Raw genomic sequence first — 21,259 nt, forward strand, 5'->3', positions numbered from 1 at the left:
ATAAGAATTAGATATGGATTTAAAAAAAGCAATAATTTTATCAGCGATGGTTACAGCAGGTACTACGGTATTTGCCCAATCTAGTAATCTGAAAAAAGCAGCTTCCAACATTCAAAAATACGAAGAATTAAGAAGCACAGGGTCCGCTCAATTAGGCGTATCGTTCCTACAGACAGCTAAAGAAGCGATCGACGCAGCTTCTGTTCATGAGAAGACTAAAGATTTAGCGGAAACATGGACTTATTATTCTTTAGTGTACGCGAATATGGCAGTAGACGAAAAAAGTGAAGAAAAGGCTACGAAAGCTGCCGAAGGTATCGCTAAAGCTAAAGAGCTGGACAAAGACCAAAAGAACAAAACGAATATCAGCGTAGCAGAACAAAACCTATATTCTTTTAACTTCAATAACGGAGTAGGATATTGGGACAAGAAAGAATACAAGGCCGCTTACGATGCATTCAATAAAGCACTTAATTACATGCCAGGGGATACGACGTTGACCTATTACGCTGGTCTTGCAGCAATACAAAACAACGATTATCAAAATGGTATTGATAAATACAAACAACTGATTGACAAAAAGAATTATTCGCAGCATAAAGCTGTATTGGTAGATTTACCAAAGCTTTACCTATCACTTAAAGATACAACCAGCGCTTTGGAGTATGCAGCATTAGCAGCAAAGGAATACCCGAATGAAAATGATGCGGTCGTACAGAATATCGAATTGAATCTTATTGTTGGTAACGAGTCAAAAATCATCAGCGAAATTGAAAATCAAATTTCAAAAGATGGCAAGAACAAAAATCTTTATTATTATCTAGGTATAGCTCAAAGCGCAAATAACAACGCTGACAAAGCATACGAAGCCTATAGTAAAGCGATTGCAATCGATCCAAACTATAACGATGCGAACTTAAATGCAGGTGTGGTATTGATGAATTCTATTCGCGAGCAATTACAAAAAGTTAACGACGACAAGACGTTATCCAATAACCAATACACCACTAAAGTCGGTGAATTGAAAGAAAAAATAAAACCCGCTGAAGCACATTTCTTAAAGGTTCTTGAAAATGATCCTAAAAACGAGAGCGCTTTAAAAGGATTGAAAGGTCTTTACGATTTCCTACAGTTGGAAGAGAAAAGTAAAGCGATTCAAGAAAAAATTGACGCTCTGTAGAAATACAAAAGCTTAAATAAAAAGAGATGCTGAATGCATCTCTTTTTTATTTAAGCTTTTTATAAGAAAACAACCAATCATAGATCTCATCCTTATGAAACAAACGTTCGACACTGCCGTGTGTTCCTCCTGGTACCACTGTTAATGTAACGTCGGCATCATCATCACACTTCTTTATTGCATTAAACATCTTCTTTGATTCGGACAATGGCACTGCGCGATCCCGGTTACCGTGTTGTATCCATAAAGGGACCTGTGTTAGATTACAAGCATAGTTAGCTGTACCTCCGCCACAAATTGCGACTGCAGCCGCAATTCTATCCGGATACTTTCCAGCTACATCCATAGTTCCATAGGCTCCCATACTCATCCCACAAACATATACCCGCGAAGCATCCGCGTTATAATTAGCGAGAATATAATCTATGACTTCCATTACCTGATCTGGATTCCAGCCATTAATCGTCTGAGGAGCTACTATTATACCTGGTATTTCCAGACCTTTTTCCATGGCATACAATACGCCATAACGCTTCACCCGTTCTAGATTAGACCCCGATAAGCTCTTACCGTGCAAAAACACCAAAATAGGTTGCTTCTCTCCTTCTTCGGAATAGCTATTAGGCAATCGTAATAGAAAATCATAAGAGGTTTTATTTTTGATTGGTTTCACATCGTCTGCACAAACACGAAAAAAAGGGCCCAATATCAATAGCATTACAATTATTCTTATCCACATAAATTTATATCCTAGTTTAGTCGAGGGCAAATCTATAAAACCACACCGAGCTTTCAAAGAAAATGAGCTTAATCAAAAATTTAACCATAAATTCACATGACTGTACTATGACAATTCAAATCATATAACTATATTGCGCTAAGTAAAAAGTTATAACCATGATAAATCGTTCAAAACTCCTTATTTTATCGGGTATTGCCGCTGTTGTCGTTACAATCAGTGCATTCACTCAAGCGCCTGCCACCATACAGACAGAAGGTCCTAAAAACCTAAAAGTCCTTCCTAAAAATGTATCACATGAAGAGTTGGAGAAGGTCATGAAGGGATTTAATGCTGCTCTCGGCGTTAAGTGTAACTTTTGTCATGCGCCAAAATCTAATGGTGAAAAAGGATTAGACTTTGCCAGCGACGAAAATCCGCATAAAAACACTGCGCGAGAGATGATGAAAATGACAAATAAAATAAACAAGAAATATTTCAAGCACGAACATGCTGGTGTAATTCAAAACATTACTTGTGAAACATGTCATAACGGAAACAAAGAGCCGAAAACTGTAGCTATACAACCTTAAACTTTTATACTTTATTAACTGTTCTTTTGGGCAAAAATCTGTATTTTTCCTCTGTCAAAAAAAGCTGTCGACACGACAGAGGAAAATTTACTACAGATTTGTATCATGAAAATACTCCACACCGCTGATTGGCATTTAGGAAAGCGTCTTGACTTCGTATTGAGACTGGAAGAACAGAAGGATGTTTTAGATGAAATATGTCAAATAGCTGAACAACAAGAGGTCGATCTAATCCTAGTAGCAGGAGACCTTTTTGACACATTCAACCCTCCTGTAGAAGCTACTGAGCTATTATATCAAACGTTGAAACGTCTTACAGCAAATGGAAAACGTCCTGTCATAGCCATAGCTGGAAATCACGATTCTCCAGATCGTGTAGATTCTGTAGATCCTTTGGCCAAGGCCTGTGGAATTATTTTTATAGGTTATCCCAATTTCAAAATACATCCGTTTGCTGTCGACGATCATTTTAAGATAACGAACAGTGATCAAGGCTTCTTAGAAATTAAATTAGCACACATCCCTTTCCCGATACGTTTATTAACGACACCTTATGCCAATGAAATACGGCTTAAGCAATTCATGGGGATAGAAGATAAGTCCGAAGAGCTTAATCAATGGCTCAGTACCCACTGGGCAAAACTAGCAGAAAACTACTGTGACGACAAGGGAGTAAACATACTGACGGCACATCTATACATGATGGAACGCGGCGGAGAGCTACTGGAAGAACCCGAAGGTGAAAAGCCAATCAAAATAGGAAATGCCGACATCACTTATACCGACGGGATTCCGACAGCTATACAGTACACAGCGTTGGGCCATCTACATCGCTATCAACACATTGCAGGACACCGTTCTCCAGTAGTATATTCCAGTGCCCCTCTAGCCTATTCATTTGCAGAAGCTGGGCAAGGCAAAAAAGTAGTCCTAATTGAAATAGAACCAGCTAAAGTTCCTCAAATTACGCCCATAGGTCTAACCAAAGGACGTAGACTACACCGTAAGAAATTTCAATCTATTGATGATGCCGTAAGTTGGCTTCATGAACACCCAGATACATTGGTCGAGCTCACCATGGAAACCGACACTTACCTCTCTTCGCTAGAATTAAAAAGACTACATGAGGCTCACGACGGAATCATTCACGTGATTCCAGTATTGACCGGTGTAAATGAGCATGCAGAGTCCAAAACTACTGTCAAATTGGATCAAGATATCCACTCCCTTTTTGCCGACTATTTCAGAAGCAAATACGGACAGGATCCAAACGAAGAGATTAATGCCTTATTTAAGGAAGTAATGACACAAAACAAAGATATAGAAGGATAATATGCTACCGATATATTTAAGTCTAGAAGGATTATATTCTTATCAAAAGAAACAGGAAGTCGACTTCACACAACTGACCGAGGGAGGTTTGTTCGGTATATTTGGAGCAGTTGGCTCCGGAAAATCCTCCATCCTAGAAGCTATAAGCTTTGCCTTATACGGCGAAACAGAACGTCTTAACAAGCAAGAGAAACGAGCATACAACATGCTTAACCTCAAATCCGACACTGCTATAATCGATTTTCAATTTCTCAACTTCGAAGGCAAGAAATTTAGATTTGTGGCGCAGTGGAGACGTAAAAAAAAATTTGAAGAGACAACTAGCATCGAACGCTACGCCTATGTATGGAAAGATAACAATTGGATCCCTCTAGAGTCAGCAGATGGAGCCAAAGTTACCAACCTCTCCTATCCAAATTTCAGACGTACAATTATCATCCCTCAGGGACAGTTCATGGAGTTTTTAGAACTAAAGGGAAAGGATCGTTCAGATATGATGAAAGAGATTTTCTTTTTAAACCAGTATGACCTTGGTCCCAAAGTAAGTCTATTACAAAGTAATAACAATAAAAAGCTTGAACATATAAAAGGTGCTCTTACGGGATTTGAAGAAGTCTCGAACGAAATAATTATCGAGAATAAGCAAGCGTTAGAAGACGCGAAGCTCTTCTTAGAGAAGGTAAAGCTAGAATTTGAAAAAGTTGAAAAACAACTATATAAACTACGTATAGAGAAGGAAAACAAGACTGATCTTGACAACAAACAACTTGAACTAGAAACCTTAGAACAACAACGTCCTAAAGTAAAGCTGTATGAAAAGGAGATTCAGGAATTTGAGTCTGTCTCCCTACATTTTAGAGAACCAATCAATAGTCTCCATCACATTACCTATAATAAAGAGCAACTATTAATCAAAATTGAAAAGCTTAAAGACAACAAACAATTACTCAATCACAGGATAACAGAGACCGAGCAGCAATTGGAAAGCTTAAAAGATGATTACGAACAGCTTCCCTCCTATAAAAAGAAGACGGACGATTATCAATTATTAATTGCCAATGCCGAATTAGAACAAAGCAAGATCGAGTTAGAAAATCGGGTAAATAGAGGCTCCCCTATTGTACTTCAAACCCAGCAGAAAGAACAAAACCTGATTATTCGTCTTCAAGAAGAGGAGCATCGACTAGAGCTTGCTAAAAACTCACGTACGCCGACACAGGAATTAATGGCTATCGAAAACTGGTACCAACGATACGATCAGTTACAGGGACAACTCTCCGATATTCAAGACAAATTGCAGCAGCAAGAAGTAGAAATAGCAGGCTATCGTTCTGATCTGGAAAAGCAAAATCTTTCTGAAACAAATTGGCGAGAGGTACTCCAAGGAAAAATAACCGATATTTCGGCACAAAGTAATTTATTAAAAGAACAGGAAAACTCGATCTTAGTCAAGCAGGAACTATCTCAATATGTACTAAGACTACATCAGGGCGAGCCATGTCCGTTATGTGGTTCTTTAGATCATCCGAATCCCATGCATGAAGAAAACTGGACGCTAGAGATCGACCGATTAAATGGTGAAAGAGTACAGTTAACAACCAATGAACAGGAGCTGAGGGATCGCTATACCAAGGTATCGGCGATTACTGTATTGATTACGGATAAACTCAAAGGGTTGGAATCCCTTAAACAAAATGCACAGGAAATCTCCGGCTTAATTTCAATACATAATAATGGTTTTATCTGGCAAAGTTTTGAACAGGGAAACCGTGAAGCTTTTGAAGTGAAAAAAAACGAAGTTCAGCAATTAGAATCCAAGATTCTTCAACAAGAAAATGACATCAAAGATATTCGTAAGGAGCTACAGGAAACCCAGGAGAATCGGGTTAAATATGAAAAATCCTTAGATGATTTAAAAAATCAGATCAAGATAGTTGAGGCAAAAATGGCCCAACATACACAACAGTTAAAAGTAATCGAAGTATCTACCTATAAAGGAATAGAAAAATCAATATTGATCGACCAGCTCCGCGAACTGGAAGAGAAAATAAATCGTGTCGAGCAACAGGTTACAGATTGGAATGATATACTCATACGGGCCAAGACGCAATTTGCAGAGACTGCTGGTCAATATGCAGAAGCTCATGAACAATACGTTGCCCTGAATGGACAGCTCCAAGCGCTACAAGGAACAATCAATAGTCTCCTGAAAGAATTTCAATTTGGAGATATCACCGTCGTGAAGGCTATTCTAGACAAAAATCTGGATGTCGTGACCCTACGTGAAAAGATACAGTTATTCTATGTACAACACAATACACTAAGCACAAGAATCGTTGAACTAAAAGAACTGACTAAAGACAGCTCATTCTCTCAGAAGCTATTCGAAGACACGGAAGAAATCTACCAATTAAAAAAAGAAGAACTTGAGTTGCAATTCGCACTAACCGGCGCACTAGAAAAAGAGTTAACCCGTCTGACCATTGAATTGGACAAGAAAAAAAACTTATTAATTGACTACGAACAGCTTAATAATCGTAAGGAAAATTTAAGATTACTAGACAATATGTTCAAAGGCAATGGTTTTATCAATTATGTATCGAGTATACATCTGGCACGACTCTGCGAGATAGCCAACCAGCGTTTCCATAGACTCACCAAGAATCAGCTCAGCTTGTGCCTCAATGAAAACAATGAATTTGAGGTGATTGATTACCTTCATGATGGTTACCAACGATCAGTGAAGACGCTCTCTGGCGGGCAGAGCTTTCAAGCCTCGCTATGCCTTGCCTTGGCACTAGCCGAAAATATCCAGTCGTTAAATAAAGCCGATCGAAATTTCTTCTTTATTGATGAAGGCTTCGGAACCCAAGATGCAGAAAGCATTAATACGGTATTTGATACGCTTCAATACCTACACCATGAGAATAGGGTTGTCGGTATTATCTCACATGTGGATGAACTGAAAGAGCGTATGCCACGCTCTATATCGGTAATTAAAGACTTAGAAAAAGGCAGCCAAATAAATTACAATTAAAAAATAGCTCCTAAGTTATAGGAGCTATTTCTATTTCTTCTAGTGTTTTATACAACTCGAGGTATTTTGCTATAGCTTGTCTCTTTCCGACATTCAATTTAAAATCTAGGCTTTCTGTTAAATAGACCTCATAATCAAAGTTTGGATATACCGGCAACCCAGGTATGACATCTTTAGGATGCGACACACCATCGGCCAATGCTTTATTGAATAAATCCACAAACTCTGCCGACAATTCCTTATTCGCGACCCAAACGGCGTAAGCAAAGGGCAAACCGGTTAGTTCCTTCCAGAAATGACCAAGGTCATATACATAAGCGACTTCTTCCTTCTTGCCAAAAGTCCGATCTCCGATGAGGACATAGGCATCCGCATCACCTTCCCATACGATATCTACATATTTTTTCCAGTAGTACTTTAATAGAATACGGGCCAATCCATTTGATGTTCGGGATTGAGGATCTAGACGAAGTGTTTTTACTTCAGAAATAGGTTTATCCGAAAAGATAAAAACAGAATCGACCGCACCATCCGAACCTATACAATAGTCTGTAATAATAACAGGATTAGCTATCTTTAATAATGCAGCCACAGGTATAATCCCCAAATCTGCTTCATTTGCTATTACTTTCCGAGCACATTCTGCAGGGTAATCTACACTTAAATCCACCATATCCATTACAGGCGAAGACTTAAGTCCTTGCAGAAATGGCAATGTATTGGTGTAGCTCACCGCTGAAACCCTTACTTTACTCATTATAATAATTCTTTCAAATGTTCTGTATTGTAATAATCTGATATCGAGAATGTCCCCTGATCGTAGTCTAAGATATATAAAGCAGTATTTGTGTGCGGAAAATCATCCATTTGACTGACAGGTACATTCGTAAGATGGCACAACATAATCCGTAGTGCACGGCCGTGCATACAGACCAAAATATTCTCTTCTTCTTCCTTTGTCAACATATAGGCTATTGCCCGCTTTTGACGTTCAACCAACTCATTAGGTGATTCCCCATTTTCCACGTGGACGTCCAGTTCATTATTTCGCCAAGACTCGATAAGTGCCTGAAACCCTTTCAAAATAGTTTCATCTTGCTCCTGTCCCTCATAAATCCCCCAACTAATCTCGTCCAATCCCTCCAATTGTTCAACCGAAATGTTCTTGGTCAAAAAAGGTTCAACCGTCTGATGCGTGCGCAAAAGGGTCGATGTATAGATCTTATCAAAAGGTACATCTTTATAAGCCTCAAAAAACGCTTCAGCCTGTTTGAGGCCATTCTCATTCAAAGGAGAATCTACTCCCCGTCCCTGCACGATCCCTTTTAGGTTTAGATCCGTTTGTCCGTGTCTTATAAAATAGAAACTTTTCTTCAATGCTTTGTTTTAATTTACAACGGGCAAAGCATAGTAACGCTTTGATTTATCCTCTTCAAAAACAACATCTTTATAGTCTGTTATCACGTTATACAAAGTGTCCCGTTCGATTGGGTGCCTCCCTACATTCTTTATCAATTCGACCAATTGCTGTGTACTCATCGCCGGAGTTTGCTCTTCCGCACCAGCCATACTATAGATTTTTGTGGTATCGTCCAGGGTACCATCTATATCATTAACACCATAAGCTAGCGATAATTGTGCCGTTTCTCTTGATATCATTGCCCAATAGGCCTTTATATGATCAAAATTATCTAAATAGATCCGTGCGATAGCATAATTCCTTAAATCTTCAATCACAGATACCTCAGGAATATTCGACATTTGATTGTCTTTATTTCTAAACTTCAAGGGGATAAAAGTCTGAAAACCTCCGGTCTTGTCCTGCAATTGGCGTAAACGCTCCATGTGATCGACCCGATGCCAGTACGCTTCAATATGACCGTAAAGCATTGTTGCATTGGTATTCATCCCCAATTTGTGTGCCTGTTCATGAATATCCAACCATTGCTCAGCGGTACATTTATCATGTGCTATTTTCTCCCGGACTTCGGGATGAAAAATTTCAGCCCCTCCACCAGGCATCGAATCCAAGCCACATTCTTTAAGATATTTCATCCCATCGTAATGGCTTAATTTCGCTTTCTTGAAAATATAGTAATATTCTACTGGAGTTAATGCCTTGATATGCAATTCAGGTCTATGCGCTTTACATTTTTTAAAAAAATCAGCATAGAATTCTAGGTTTTGTTTAGGTACAACGCCGCCTGTGATATGTACTTCGGTCACTGCTTCATCATCGTAGCGGCGAACGACATCCATCATACCCGCTACATCCATCTCCCATCCTTCTTCACGCTGTTTGATCATCCGTGAGTACGAACAGAATTTACAATCATAAACACATACGTTGGTCGGTTCGATATGAAAATTTCTATTGAAATAGGTACGATCCCTGTGCTTACGCTCTCTGATGAAATTCGCTAAAACACCTAAATAGTTCAGTTCACCTTTTTGGTAAAGGATTATACCCTCTTCGACTGTAATTCGTTCTTCAGCAACGACTTTTTCTGCTATTCTTTTTAAATCTGGGTCTGTCTCACTTTTGATTAAAAAATCAAGTGCCTTATTAGCATTCATGTGTCTCTCCTTCTAATACAAACTTAGCTAAAATGCCTCGTATTCGCCAATACCTAACGCAAAATATGCGTCTCGTAGTACCTTTTTACACCCAATCCACAGAACAAAAATTTCATGATTCCTTTGGTTCGCCAATAGGCAAGAAAGTTATCAGAAAAAAATCTACTAGGTCTCCGCAAATTGCTGCATATCTATTAATCTTCGATACAATCCATTCTTTGTCAACAGTTCCGTATGTGCACCCACCTCCACAATCCTTCCTCCTTCTAATACCACAATTTTATCAGCGTTTTGTATCGTACTCAATCGATGGGCGATCACCACGGTAGTCCTATTTTCCATTAACTTATACAAAGAATCCTGTACCAGTCTTTCTGATTCGGTATCCAATGCCGATGTAGCCTCATCCAACAGCATAATAGGAGGATTTTTGAGTACTGCCCGCGCTATACAGATCCGTTGCCGCTGTCCACCGGACAACTTAGTCCCACGATCCCCAATATTGGTATCATAACCGTCACTCGTCTGCAGTATGAAATCATGGGCATTCGCTATACGCGCAGCATGCTCTACTTCCTCCATTGTCGCAAATGGACTTCCAAAGGCAATATTATTAAAGATAGAATCATTAAACAATATAGAGTCTTGATTCACCGTACCTATTAAAGCTCGCAGTGAATCCTGATTCAAATCGCGTAAGTCTTTACCATCAAACCTGACAGCTCCGGAGGTCACGTCCATAAACCGAGGAATCAAATCGACTAGCGTAGACTTACCTCCCCCTGAAGGGCCGACTAAAGCCACCGTCTGCCCTTTCTCAATATTAAGATTAATACCGTTAAGCACATTACGATCACCATAGCTGAAATCCACACTATCAAACTGAATAGAATCTTCAAAAGTGTTCACGACCACAGCATCTTCTTTGTCCTTGACCAGATTTTTTTCATCAATCAGTTCCAGTACACGCTCTCCTGCTGCCAGTCCATTATGAATACCACTAAAAGAGTCAGTCAACGCTTTCGCGGGGCGCATTACCTGAGAAAAGATACCGATATAGGTGATGAATGCTTCAGCATCTAAACTTCCTTCCCCCGATAATACTAGACTACCGCCATACAACAGAATAATAGCCACCATCACTACTCCCAATAACTCGGACACAGGCGAACTCATCTGTTGACGTGCGGCCATTCTACGCATAATAGAGGCAAAATGTTCATTCTCATCATGAAAACGATCCTTCACAAATCGTGTCGCGTTAAAGGACTTGATGATCTTTACACCCGACAAAGCTTCATCGAGATAAGTAATCATATTCGCAAAAGATTCTTGTCCAGCACGTGCCTCCTTTTTAAGACCTTTTACAATACGTGCGATCAAAAATGCAGATACCGGAATTACCGTCATGGAAAACAAAGTCAACTGAGGTGAAATGAGGAATAAAGTGACCAAATAAGCGATCAATTGAAGTGGTTCTTTAAAAACCACCTGAAGCGTCCCCGTTACTGAATACTGTACGGTACCGACATCCGAAGCTATTTTTGATATAACATCTCCCTTCCGTTGGTTGGTAAAGAAACCCAAATGCAAATTCATTACATTATCAAAAACGGCCTTACGCAACCTTAATAAAGTATGTATTCTAAAATTTTCCATAATCCGTTGACAGAAATAACGGAATAGATTGGAAATAAAGACAGATATGACAATAATAACACAAATATACTTTAACGCACCATAAGGTCCTAGCTCATAGTATAAGCTATTGGACAAATAATTAAACCATTCCTTTATTTGGTAAAAATGTTCAGGTTTCTGCAATACAGGTGCGACAGCTTCGGCTACTTCTGCACTCCCCTTGAATAATACCGATAGCAATGGCATCAGCAATGCTAGATTTAATGTTCCAAATACAACAGTAATTATTGTACAGATAACATAAGGTATGGCAAATTTGCTTATCGGTTTAGCAAAAGATAATAGTCTAAAGTATGTCTTCATTTAAAAAATTAAGAACCACAAAAATAGAAAAAAACCTTCATCAATCCTATTCTTGAACCAGATGTACCATCGGCCGTTTATCGGCGGCATATCAGCTATCCAATCAAGCTTGTCCTATTAGGCACACCTAATTTACATATTTTACAGCCTTTAGCTATTTTGTCGCCAAATAATTCAACAAAGCGATTTTGTTTTTATAAATTTAGCACCAAATTTAAAAAAGGAGATTTGATGACAGTAAAAGTAAATGTCACCTCGACCTTATGGAGAGGTCTATGAACTGTATAGGATTAATATATAACTTCTAGATCCCTCCACTTCGGTCGGGATGACGGCATAGTTTACAAATCTATCATGGGTAGGAAGTATGACGAGACAATCTGTATTTAAGCAAATTAGATGGCACACCATTCCCGATTCTCGGGACGGGCTGTTCCTCAGGTTGGCAATGACGCCTATCGCTTCCTTTTTAGACACTGTTATGAAATAATTTACATATGAATATTGAAGTTGCGAAAAGGCTACAACAGACCGAGGAATATTACTTCTCGAAGAAGTTGAGAGAAATTGACGAGATGAACAAGGCCGGAGCACAGGTAATCAATCTAGGTATAGGAAGCCCTGACCTACCTCCGCACCCTGAAGTCATCCAAGTGCTGACCGAGCAAGCCGCTCAAGACAATACACATGGTTATCAAAACTATAAAGGATCTCCTGTGTTACGTCAAGCGATGGCAGATTGGTATTCGCGATATTATCACGTTACTTTAAATCCAGCAACAGAAATTCTTCCATTAATAGGATCCAAGGAAGGTATAGTACATATATGTATGACTTACCTTCAAGAAGGTGATGAAGTATTAATACCTAATCCAGGATACCCAGCCTATACATCAGCGGCAAAGATCTCTGGCGCGACTATAGTGCCTTACGATCTATGTCAAGAAAACCATTGGTTGGTGGATTTTGACGCCTTAGAAAAAACAGATTTAAGCAAAGTAAAAATGATGTGGGTTAACTATCCACATATGCCAACAGGAGCATTGGCCAACAAAAGCTTCTTTGAAAAGCTAATTGCTTTTGGTAAAAAACACAACATTTTAATCTGTCATGACAATCCATACAGCTTTATACTGAATGATTATCCGGAAAGTATCATGGCTGTTGATGGGGCTGCGGAAGTTGCTATAGAACTAAACTCTTTAAGTAAATCGTCCAATATGGCCGGTTGGCGTATTGGTATGCTCGTTGCTAACGAAAACCGAATTAATGAGATTTTACGGTTCAAAAGTAATATGGACTCAGGCATGTTCTTACCATTACAACTTGCAGCCTCAAAAGCACTATCTTTGGACAAATCATGGTATACCCAGTTGAACGAAGCCTATACACAGCGTCGCAAAAAGGTCTTTGAAATTATGGATCTATTAGGCTGTCAATACGATATCAATCAGGTTGGACTCTTCGTATGGGCCAAAGTTCCTGAGCAATATACGGACGGCTATGCACTAAGTGATAAAGTGTTATATGACGCTAAAGTTTTTATAACTCCGGGCGGCATATTTGGTAATGCGGGAGATCGATATATCCGTATTAGTCTATGCGCAAAAACGGAGGTTCTAGATAAGGCACTGGCACGAATCGGAATAATGGTTAAATAAGGTTATCGAGTTATATTGTTACGGAGTTGTATGGTTGATAAGGCTATGAAATCTCCTATCTAATATCTCACATTTAAATACTATAAAATGAACATAGCTATTGTCGGGATCGGATTAATTGGTGGATCTACAGCCATCCGATTGAAAGAAACAAAATCTTTCGACAAAATAATTGGGGTAGACAAAAACGAATCCAATCAAAAAAAAGCCCTACAGTTAGGCCTGGTAGATGAGATTATGTCTTTGGAAGACGCCATAAAGCAAGCCAAAGTAATTGTATTAACAGTACCCGTTGATGCAATTATGCAGTTGGCTCCTGCTATTCTTGATCAGATTGACACACAGGTCGTCATCGATATGGGATCGACCAAAATAAATATATTGCAACTCATCGCCGATCATCCCAAACGAGGGCGTTACATCGCAGCCCATCCCATGGCAGGGACAGAGTATTCGGGACCCGAGGCGGCGATACCAAATTTGTTTAAAGACAAAAACATGGTATATGTCGATGCCTTCCGTACGGACGAAGATGCCTTTGATATAGCTGATGCTATCACCGAACAGTTGGAGATGAAATCAGTATTTATGAATGCCGAAGAGCATGATATGCATACGGCATATGTTTCGCATATATCCCACTTGACTTCATTTGCGCTAGCATTGACGGTATTGGAAAAAGAAAAGTCACAGGGTCGGATTTTTGAACTAGCGGGTTCGGGCTTTGAGTCTACCGTACGTCTTGCCAAATCATCGCCCGATATGTGGACACCTATATTTAAACAGAATAGAACTAATGTATTGGAAGTTTTGGAAGAACATATCAAGCAGTTGCAAAAACTACATCGTAAACTAGAAGATGAAGATTACGAAGGACTTCACAAACTGATAAAGAAGTCCAATAAGATAAAAAGGATTATAAAATAGAATAAAAGAAGCAATGGTTAACCATTGCTTCTTTCTATCAATACCATTAACATTAGACTCAAGACAAAACGTTCTTCATCCACTGCATCCGACGTCAGCTTATGTACCGTAAATTTACGCCCGAAAAAAGAAGGTTCCTTTTTGATTTCGAATAATACCTGGCCATCACTATTGGACAATAAATAAGCAGGATTAAAGAAATAACCCGATAGTATACCTATCAATGGTATCTCTCCAAAAAGCCCATCCATAAATTTTGTCCAAGGATTTTTCTCTTGGATGGTATGATCGTGTGTATCCGCACTATCCATCAGTCGGAAGGTCGATCTCCATAATGATCGAAGCGTTTTTCTCCGCACCTTGCCCACTACCCTACCCGAATGGTCGCTGATCGTAAACGTCTGCTGAAAATCAATCAATTTATCAGATACCAATTCATACAGGAGATTGGTTTTGGATTCATCACTATAGATTTTAATCTGATCACGCCATGCAAATATTTTCTCACGTACATAACAAATGGTCTCACCCGAGGCATCCTTTGCCATAAAGTCATTAGCGAGAGTTCCGATCTTGAATTGAAAATGCAGGGGATAGTTAAATGCACTCATATTAATATTTCCATTTAAATTTATCAAACACCTTAGACCATAACCAGATCGGCCCCAATCCTATTAGACTAAAAAAGTGCTTTAGTCCCAAACCTTCCTCTTTTCTAATCAATACAAATAAAATGAGTGACGAAACAAGAGCTATGCTCGAACATACCAATACTACCGAAGGCCCGCCATCCCGCTCTATATATTCGAGTTGCACAATAAAAAAACTCATAACAGCGATACAAAACAAGACTGCATAAGACAATGTCGGTGCTAATTTCAGGTAAATATAGATTACCACAGCAATAAATACAGATCCCCAATTCAGAAACGTATGGGCATTCATACGAATAAGAAAATCAAACTGCGGAAATGGAATCATCCATATCAATCCCATAAATCCAAAAAAAGCAAGTGCTAAAAACAGGGCGTAAAGTCCTTTATTTCCCTGCGAAAATGTATTATCCAATTCCTTAAAGTACTTATCTACCGGCCTAATCAGCGTTTCCTTTTGGTCCTGCTTCCTATTCTTCTTGTTCATCCAACAAAAGTAAGCAATTATCTAGATTCTAAAAAAATCTTGGATAAGGTAAAGTTCCCTACCCAAATGCTGGATTCCGCGAAAAGGATCATATCCAACTCTGTATTAGAAATCCAAACTGTATAAAAGGCTATTTCTATCCAAGAGATATAAACGAGAATTATTACGAACTGTAAAAACTTGAACGTGCACAAGTTATAGCGCGATTATTTAAGATAATACGATTAGCACATCACTGAAGGATTTACCAATTACGGACTGAGACAACCTATCTTTGAAAACTTTCAACATGGATTTAGAGTGGTTGCGTATGCACATGTCGCCGAAACTGTGGGAGAAACTTTACGGAGGACCTCTGCAACGATATTATCTCTTATAAAAGACAATCCGTACATTACACGTCAGGAATTAGCAGAGAAAGCAAACCTATCCGTAAGAGGTGTTGAATATCAGATAGACAAGCTTAAAAAGCAGAAACTAATAAATAGGATAGGCTCCACAAAAAGTGGTTTTTGGGCTATATTGGAATAAGAAGAACTCCGTATTTCTATAACTTACACACCTAGAGACAGTGTTGTCGATCTGGCGGTGCTAAACGTAAGTAATACGTTATCATTCTTTAGTCAAAACATAGTGACTAAAGCTAACAAAGTCTTCTTTAATTGAGATTTGCTTTTCGCCATTTTTAAAGAGATCTGTTAGTGTAATCCTGTTGTTTGAAATATTCCAGTTAGTTTTTAGGATATGCTTTTCTGAATCCCCCATTAATTCCTCATTATGTATCGTATAAATCAAGACATTGACCTTATTATTCGGTAAGGTAGATGAATTTATTTTGAGAATTTTTTTGCTGTTCATTTCAACAACTGAATAAACGGTATTAACCTCGTCGCCTTTCTCAGTATTTACTATTATATCGGTTTTTAATTTATTGATATCAAAGTCATTTAATAAATTTTTATCGCTTTTGTCTTTAAACTCTAAGAAGTGTTCATACATATTGGGAACAGCATCCGGGCTTTTTTTACAGTTTGTAAAAGTCAACATAAGTAATACGCTTCCAATCAATGCATTTATTCTTACTAAATTTATCATCTTTTTAAGGTTTTTTTATATATAATTTTTTTTGAATATGAGGATAGTACTTTATGAACCTCTGTTAAAATGCACAACGGGTTTACTTTACTTTAATCTCTAGATCCGTAGTGAGTAATCCCATGAGTTTATCCGATATGCCCAATCGATTCCGATACAGCAGAGCCCCACTGACCGCATTCTCAGGTACAATTACTTTTAACGTGTATTCATCGCCATAAATAATCTTACCGAATACATAATCTCCGCTAGAAGTCGGAAAAAGTACAGCTAGATCTTCTTTAAAATCGAGGTTATTACCGTCGATGGTAATCGTATCTCCTGGATAAGCTCTTTTGGGACTGATCTCTAATATAACAGGGTATAAAGGACTATATATTTGCTTACTTGTTTCACTAAACCCATTGTGAAACAACACTGTCCTTACGAAGTTAAACTCATCGAAAACATCTGCTTTGAAGTCGGCCAAAAATATATTCCCCTTTTCTCTGATTATTTCATAGCTCAAAATTTGATCATCTACTTTAATAAGATTCTTACTACGGTCATAAAGATTGAAATGGTTCACGTGCAGCGTCAACTTAGTACCAGATACCTCTACGGTATCAATAATAGGCGCAGGCAAAAATTGTTCATTCTTATTTTCGCACGCACTGAAAAAGACTATAAAAGCAACACAAAACCAAACTCTAATTGAAATACTCATTATTAAATACTTATAATTTTCTCAAAAATAGGAATTTTATATAAGTTTGCGAGAATTAATTTATAACGAATATTGAAATGAGAATTTTAATTTTAACATCAATGCTATTTGTGAAAAAAAACATTATTTTTTTCCCTTGTTTAGGAAAAAAAACACAAGAAAAAATGATATCGGTACTTAAAAAAAGAAATGGGGGCATAAATAGAACAAAACACTCACTCTGGTTTGGAATAAGAAAAATCGCAAGCCGAGTGTACCGTTTTTATTAGAGGTTATAAAACAACTGTTGCCAGAAGTTTCTTATGGTAATGTCATAAATTATTTTATATCGTATGCCCAAGAAAGAATGTCTTTCACAGCAGCACGTATCCTATCAAACCCAGCATCGTTCAGTTCAATTTCGGATACAGTGGCTTTCCTATACCTAGCATGCAGCACTAAGTAATATATCCCCGCCACGAGCAAGCTTGTTATAGCCCGTAGATCCACATTACGCCCTTCCAGCTCTTTATCTGCAAGTGCAAAAAACAGAGCACTCATCTTCTCCCGCTCACGTACTATCTGATCCATTACATCAGACTCCTCACTGATCTGCCAAGTTACTAACTTTTGCATCTCCTCATCTATTAAAAAGTGATCCAGCTGCTTCATCAACAAGGCTTGTAGATAACCCTTAGATCCTTCTGTCGACAAAGTTCCAAAATGCTCCACAGCCCCTGCCATCGCCCCAACCCAGTAATCTTTTCCTTTAATATAAGTCTCTACTAGGTTTTCAACTGATCCAAAATAAAGTGAAATCAGCTTACGGTCTACTCCTGCTTGTTTAGAAATATTAGCTATAGTCATTCCCGTATACCCTTTCTCCTTCAATACCTCTCCTACTGCTGCCAAGAGCTTACCCATAGTACGCTCTTTATCGTTTTTCTCCCCTTTATATGTCTTACGTATCTGCTTTGCCATTTTTTTAAAACCCCTTAAAAGTAGGGATTTCCTTTCATTATATAAAATAATAAAGGACGAGTCATGTGGCTCTATTTGGAATGCCCGAATAACTCAGAATTCAATTTTTTCTTCAAAATTCATAATTGATTATACCGGCCAGATCATCGTGAAGCCCGATAATTCACCAATTAGTTTGAAAACATTTAAAATTTTTATAAAAGAATTAAATTAACAAATGTGTTAAAAAATGATATCTCTTTCCAAAAACAGGTAAGTATGCCGTTTACCTATATAGTTACAACATTGATGGCTCGTAAAGGTATATCTCTGCCCTGACAATTTTATCATTCTATAAAAGAGATACGAATATTCTCATATTTTTCACCTATCTTAAGACAACCGATTGGAGAATATAATTATGTCATTTGTAAAATTTCTGAACGAAAATAGCGCTCTGAGACAGGCATCCCGATACGATGGCTACCTCTCCTTTATCCCAGAAACGCATTGCTCCATTACTGACAAACAGCCTGCTCATCGTTATTTATACAATGATAATTTCTACTGGCTGGAGGTAAAAGACAGCATACAGCTATCGCCACAGCAGCTGGAAATACATACCAACATGCAGGACTGTCTTTGGATACATATGGACCTGTCGGGACGAAGCGTATTACTGACGTCACCGCCTCGTCCACTATCCACGGGAGAAATCCAATGTTATAAACAATCGATCGCCCCCTTAAGTGTACAGCTCAACGATGGCAAAAATTGGGTATTTATGATAGGTATATTACCTGCTAATATGGAACGATTGGCAGCAGAATATCCCGCAATAAGGACCTGGCTCAATATGGACCATACAGGCAAAGAATGTACTGTTTTGGGTAAGATGACTCTACATCCCAAATTGTTCAGTGTGTTAGATGCACTCAAACGTATCAGCTTCCGGCCTTTTGGCACATATTATCTACTGATGGCCTGGAACTTACGGATATTTGATATCGTCTTCAACGAAGCCAAAGAAGAAACCGATACAGAACAGGATCATGAAGTCAGACTGTATCATAAAACAATAACGTATTTGCGACAGCACTTCTGCGAAGAAGGACTTACCTTACAGCGTATAGCCGAGTCCTTGAATGTCAGCGTACGGACACTGACCCGGAGTTTCGCGAATCGACCGCACAGCGTAAGTGCGTATCTTCAGGAATTACGGCTGGTGGAAGCTCGGGACCGGATCATGGCTTCGGATAATACCATAGTTTCTATTGCATTTTCATTACATTTTGTCTGTCAAAAGAGCTTTTCAAAACTATTTAAAAAACGATTCGGATATACCCCTACCGAATGGAGAGAAAAAATGATACGAAAAAGATCTTTGGTGAATTAATTAGCGATAATCAGATCCAAGATTTTCACAATCGGGTTTGGCTTTGGTAAATACCGATTCACTTTACACTCGACTGGAATCAAGATCGAGACAATCCCTATGACTTTTCCTGCAAAACACATCAAGATCGCAACAATCGGATTTGGCTTTGGCAAATACCGATTCACTTTACACTCGACTGGAATCAAGATCGAGACAATCCCTTTGACTTTTGCAACAAAGTACATCAAGATCACAGCAATCGGATCCACTTTTGCCAAAAACAGATCTACTTTTTCTTAAAACCGATCCACTTTTGGCGCAAAAGTGGATCAAAACGGTGAGTACGGACTTACCCTCAAAAGCATGCTCTAAATAACCTTATACCCTATTTTAAAACTATTTTAGAACCGATGGTGTCAAATCGGGTCACAAAAAACAGACGCCCTCTAAAAAGATTGACCCGATTTACCCCCCTGTTTCAAATAGTGCCCGTAGTACCTTTGGGCCATAAACTTTTATCTATTAACAAATTTAAATTTTAAAGTTATGGCAAAACCAGTACTTTCATCCAAAACAGAAACCGCAGCAAAGCTGCTGCAGTACGCTGAAAACATCCTTGCAAAAGTAACAGAAAATGCAAGCCTATTTCCTGATCCTGTGCCTACCTTAGCGGAGATAGAATCCGCTCTACAGGCCTATCGTAGTGGTCTCACAGAGGCTTCTTTTAGGGATATGCGACAGGTGGAATTAAAGAACCAGCAGGCGGCTCAACTAAAGGCATTGCTGTATGACTTCTCGCTCTACGTGGAGACTGTGGCACAGGGTAATCCAGCAACCATTATGGCAGCCGGATTCGCCCCAAGCAAAAAAAAGGTCGCCAGTGGAGAATCCTCCCCTAAACCAACCGATTTTAGGGTAGAAATTACGCAAGCGGGATTACAGCAGGTCGGTGTGCGTGTCAAAGCATGGAAACCAGCACGATTTTACCAATTTGAATACCGAAAGGTAGGTAGCGAAAATGAGTGGACGCGTGTGCTGACAAGCAAGTCCAAGACAATAATCGGCAATCTGGAGCATTTGCAACAATACGAATTTAGAGTGACCTATCTAGGTACAAACCCTACGCCCAATTACAGTGACATCGTACGCTGCTATGTCGTATAGTTAAACGAAACTTTCACGATGCATCAATATTGGTACATCGTGAAAGTTTTATTATCTTTAGACTACTTTGATTACCAATTATGAAGACTATCTGCATCAAACACCCTCTTCGAGATCTTATTTATACAACGAATGAAATAGGGACTCCCCTATCTCATGAAGTTCAAAGTTTGGACAATTACCGCAAAGCACACGATGAGGTCTGGAAAATGAAACTGCTCTTCGAGAAAGAAAGAGGAAAAGTTCTATTAGCCATCATAGAGATCGACCTCCTAGATAGAGAATATCTTGAACTGCTGGACATGTATAACTTCTACAAAGAGACCAGCCAATTGTCGCCATCAGCCCCACTATACAACTTAGACTATAAACTACAGGTAGAACTACGCGACTTCTACTTGCAGGTAAAAGAGCTACATCAAGCTATCCTACGGTTTTATGATGAGGTACGTAGCTGTACCACGGCATACAATGCTATTACCGATACCTTTTACAGGGGAGACAAGCCGATAGATCCATTAAACTTCACCGTTCTGGACGCTATATTCCTCCATCATGAAGATATGGATGTCGATATCGTTTCTTTGGATAAGGATCTGCAAGAGTTCTTACAGACCGTGACAGAAGTTTACAATACCATGGACGACTATATCGTGCAGTATAATGAATTGTATCAGATATACAGCCGAGCTATCTTCAATATTGCACAACTGAGCAAGGATGTATACAATTTTCAAATGTTATAAGATAGTATCGATAGCATTCATTATCTTCATGTTATAAACGAAGTAAACTTGCAACGCCAAAT

20 protein-coding genes are annotated in these 21,259 nt (G+C 38.7%); 10 read left to right on the forward strand and 10 right to left on the reverse strand.

The features are described 5' to 3' along the window. Positions 1 to 13: 13 nt before the first annotated feature. Positions 14 to 1,180 carry a tetratricopeptide repeat protein gene (locus tag G7B18_RS02165; protein ID WP_164110467.1) on the forward strand — a complete coding sequence of 389 codons (1,167 nt, stop codon included), beginning with the start codon at positions 14 to 16 and terminating at the stop codon, positions 1,178 to 1,180. Between the two features lie 46 nt (positions 1,181 to 1,226). Here the strand turns inward: G7B18_RS02165 and G7B18_RS02170 are convergent, their stop codons facing one another. Beyond that, complete coding sequence (locus G7B18_RS02170; RefSeq protein ID WP_164110469.1) at positions 1,227 to 1,919, reverse strand: prolyl oligopeptidase family serine peptidase; 693 nt, start codon at positions 1,917 to 1,919, stop codon at positions 1,227 to 1,229. 158 nt (positions 1,920 to 2,077) lie between these two features. On the opposite strand from G7B18_RS02170, the gene G7B18_RS02175 reads away from it, so the two are divergent. The 3 genes from G7B18_RS02175 (at position 2,078) to G7B18_RS02185 (ending at position 6,860) form a co-directional block, all read left to right on the forward strand. Further along, complete coding sequence (locus G7B18_RS02175; RefSeq protein WP_164110472.1) at positions 2,078 to 2,491, forward strand: c-type cytochrome; 414 nt, start codon at positions 2,078 to 2,080, stop codon at positions 2,489 to 2,491. Between the two features lie 105 nt (positions 2,492 to 2,596). Further along, positions 2,597 to 3,823 carry an exonuclease SbcCD subunit D gene (locus G7B18_RS02180; protein ID WP_164110474.1) on the forward strand — a complete coding sequence of 409 codons (1,227 nt, stop codon included), beginning with the start codon at positions 2,597 to 2,599 and terminating at the stop codon, positions 3,821 to 3,823. A 1-nt stretch (position 3,824) separates the two neighbouring features. Further along, positions 3,825 to 6,860: an SbcC/MukB-like Walker B domain-containing protein gene (locus G7B18_RS02185; RefSeq protein ID WP_164121980.1), complete on the forward strand. Its 3,036-nt coding sequence runs from the start codon at positions 3,825 to 3,827 to the stop codon at positions 6,858 to 6,860. A gap of 10 nt (positions 6,861 to 6,870) precedes the next feature. Here the strand turns inward: G7B18_RS02185 and G7B18_RS02190 are convergent, their stop codons facing one another. The 4 genes from G7B18_RS02190 to G7B18_RS02205 form a co-directional block, all read right to left on the reverse strand. Beyond that, a complete protein-coding gene (locus G7B18_RS02190) occupies positions 6,871 to 7,617 on the reverse strand; it encodes a menaquinone biosynthetic enzyme MqnA/MqnD family protein (RefSeq protein WP_164110478.1) in 747 nt (248 codons plus the stop codon). Continuing rightward, positions 7,617 to 8,237 (reverse strand): histidine phosphatase family protein, encoded by a 621-nt coding sequence (locus G7B18_RS02195; RefSeq protein WP_164110480.1) that lies wholly within the window; start codon positions 8,235 to 8,237, stop codon positions 7,617 to 7,619. Before G7B18_RS02195 ends, G7B18_RS02190 begins: the two co-directional genes overlap by 1 nt. A gap of 9 nt (positions 8,238 to 8,246) precedes the next feature. Next, entirely contained in the window at positions 8,247 to 9,437 is a 1,191-nt protein-coding gene (gene mqnE, locus G7B18_RS02200) for an aminofutalosine synthase MqnE (protein WP_164110482.1), read from the reverse strand. 165 nt (positions 9,438 to 9,602) lie between these two features. Next, positions 9,603 to 11,441 carry an ABC transporter ATP-binding protein gene (locus G7B18_RS02205; protein WP_164110485.1) on the reverse strand — a complete coding sequence of 613 codons (1,839 nt, stop codon included), beginning with the start codon at positions 11,439 to 11,441 and terminating at the stop codon, positions 9,603 to 9,605. A 497-nt stretch (positions 11,442 to 11,938) separates the two neighbouring features. Between G7B18_RS02205 and G7B18_RS02210 the strand changes: the two genes are divergently transcribed. Both G7B18_RS02210 and G7B18_RS02215 read left to right on the forward strand, forming a co-directional pair. Beyond that, positions 11,939 to 13,102 carry a pyridoxal phosphate-dependent aminotransferase gene (locus tag G7B18_RS02210; protein ID WP_164110487.1) on the forward strand — a complete coding sequence of 388 codons (1,164 nt, stop codon included), beginning with the start codon at positions 11,939 to 11,941 and terminating at the stop codon, positions 13,100 to 13,102. Positions 13,103 to 13,189: 87 nt separating this feature from the next. Continuing rightward, positions 13,190 to 14,029, forward strand: a complete 840-nt coding sequence (locus G7B18_RS02215; protein ID WP_164110489.1) for a prephenate dehydrogenase — start codon at positions 13,190 to 13,192, stop codon at positions 14,027 to 14,029. A gap of 17 nt (positions 14,030 to 14,046) precedes the next feature. Here the strand turns inward: G7B18_RS02215 and G7B18_RS02220 are convergent, their stop codons facing one another. Next, positions 14,047 to 14,640 (reverse strand): hypothetical protein, encoded by a 594-nt coding sequence (locus tag G7B18_RS02220; RefSeq protein ID WP_164121981.1) that lies wholly within the window; start codon positions 14,638 to 14,640, stop codon positions 14,047 to 14,049. 1 nt (position 14,641) lies between these two features. Further along, complete coding sequence (locus G7B18_RS02225; protein ID WP_164121982.1) at positions 14,642 to 15,169, reverse strand: hypothetical protein; 528 nt, start codon at positions 15,167 to 15,169, stop codon at positions 14,642 to 14,644. A gap of 330 nt (positions 15,170 to 15,499) precedes the next feature. On the opposite strand from G7B18_RS02225, the gene G7B18_RS02230 reads away from it, so the two are divergent. Next, a complete protein-coding gene (locus G7B18_RS02230; RefSeq protein WP_164121983.1) occupies positions 15,500 to 15,700 on the forward strand; it encodes a winged helix-turn-helix domain-containing protein in 201 nt (66 codons plus the stop codon). An 81-nt stretch (positions 15,701 to 15,781) separates the two neighbouring features. Here the strand turns inward: G7B18_RS02230 and G7B18_RS02235 are convergent, their stop codons facing one another. From G7B18_RS02235 to G7B18_RS02245, 3 genes are all read right to left on the reverse strand, one after another. Then, positions 15,782 to 16,264, reverse strand: coding sequence for a hypothetical protein (locus G7B18_RS02235; RefSeq protein WP_164121984.1), 483 nt, complete (start codon positions 16,262 to 16,264; stop codon positions 15,782 to 15,784). A gap of 82 nt (positions 16,265 to 16,346) precedes the next feature. Then, positions 16,347 to 16,970, reverse strand: coding sequence for an IPT/TIG domain-containing protein (locus G7B18_RS02240; RefSeq protein WP_164121985.1), 624 nt, complete (start codon positions 16,968 to 16,970; stop codon positions 16,347 to 16,349). Between the two features lie 318 nt (positions 16,971 to 17,288). Further along, positions 17,289 to 17,930, reverse strand: coding sequence for a TetR/AcrR family transcriptional regulator (locus G7B18_RS02245; protein ID WP_164121986.1), 642 nt, complete (start codon positions 17,928 to 17,930; stop codon positions 17,289 to 17,291). A 400-nt stretch (positions 17,931 to 18,330) separates the two neighbouring features. Here G7B18_RS02245 and G7B18_RS02250 point away from each other — a divergent pair, with 400 nt between their 5' ends. The 3 genes from G7B18_RS02250 (at position 18,331) to G7B18_RS02260 (ending at position 21,197) form a co-directional block, all read left to right on the forward strand. Beyond that, entirely contained in the window at positions 18,331 to 19,305 is a 975-nt protein-coding gene (locus G7B18_RS02250; protein WP_164121987.1) for a helix-turn-helix domain-containing protein, read from the forward strand. Between the two features lie 528 nt (positions 19,306 to 19,833). Beyond that, positions 19,834 to 20,451 carry a fibronectin type III domain-containing protein gene (locus tag G7B18_RS02255; protein WP_164121988.1) on the forward strand — a complete coding sequence of 206 codons (618 nt, stop codon included), beginning with the start codon at positions 19,834 to 19,836 and terminating at the stop codon, positions 20,449 to 20,451. Positions 20,452 to 20,531: 80 nt separating this feature from the next. Next, the gene (locus tag G7B18_RS02260) at positions 20,532 to 21,197 is read left to right on the forward strand and encodes a hypothetical protein (protein WP_164110509.1); all 666 of its coding nucleotides are present in this window, start codon (positions 20,532 to 20,534) and stop codon (positions 21,195 to 21,197) included. The last annotated feature ends 62 nt before the right edge of the window (positions 21,198 to 21,259 follow it).

Source organism: Sphingobacterium sp. xlx-130, assembly GCF_011007405.1.
GTDB classification, from domain to species: Bacteria; Bacteroidota; Bacteroidia; order Sphingobacteriales; family Sphingobacteriaceae; genus Sphingobacterium; species Sphingobacterium luzhongxinii.